Source organism: Chloroflexus islandicus (assembly GCF_001650695.1).
GTDB lineage: Bacteria > Chloroflexota > Chloroflexia > Chloroflexales > Chloroflexaceae > Chloroflexus > Chloroflexus islandicus.
The window spans coordinates 1-750 of record NZ_LWQS01000007.1 but is presented as its reverse complement, the minus strand read 5'-3'; the positions used below and the strand labels follow the sequence as shown (position 1 = coordinate 750).

General features: G+C 65.1%; 1 protein-coding gene. It reads left to right on the top strand.

The window, feature by feature from the left end; genetic code table 11:
• The coding region (locus A6A03_RS20550; RefSeq protein ID WP_216636330.1) for an Eco57I restriction-modification methylase domain-containing protein at positions 1-750 on the top strand (750 nt) is incomplete at both ends.

The following is a 750-nucleotide window of genomic DNA, read 5'->3' as shown; positions in this document are numbered from 1 at the left end:
GAGTACGCGCTGGCGGTGTTCGACGAGGAGCGGCTGGCGGCGCTGCGCGACGAGCTGGCGGCGCGGCGGCACGGCGAGCTGGCGCTGGCGCCGTTCCACTGGGAGATCGAGTTCCCGGAGGTGTTCCAGCGCGAGGGGGGCGGGTTTGACGTGATCGTCGGCAACCCGCCGTTTTTGGGGGGAAGCAAGATCTCGTCCAACTTTGGCCAAAGTTATCTCGACTGGCTGCTGACTATCCACGAGAACAGCCACGGCAACGCCGACCTCGTGGCGCACTTCTTCCGGCGGGCATTCGATCTGTTGCGCGACGGCGGCGCGCTAGGCTTGATCGCCACCAACACCATCGCCCAAGGCGACACCCGCGCGACCGGGTTGCGCTGGATCTGCACCCACGGCGGCACGATCTACGCGGCGCGGCGGCGGGTGCCGTGGCCGGGGCAGGCGGCGGTGATTGTGAGCGTAGTGCATCTGGTTAAAGGCCGGTACGAAGGGGTGAAATGCCTCGACGGGCGGGAGGCGGCGCAGATCACGGCCTTCCTGTTCCACCGCGGCGGCCACGACGACCCGGCAGCATTGGTGCCAAATGCAGGAAAAAGCTTCTTAGGTGTGAAAACGTATGGACAAGGCTTTATTTTTGATAATCACGATCCTAAAGCAACGCCGCTGGCCGAGATGGAGCGGCTGATCGCGGCCAACCCGGCCTGCCGGGAGGTGATCTTCCCCTACATCGGCGGCGAAGAGCTGAACAGC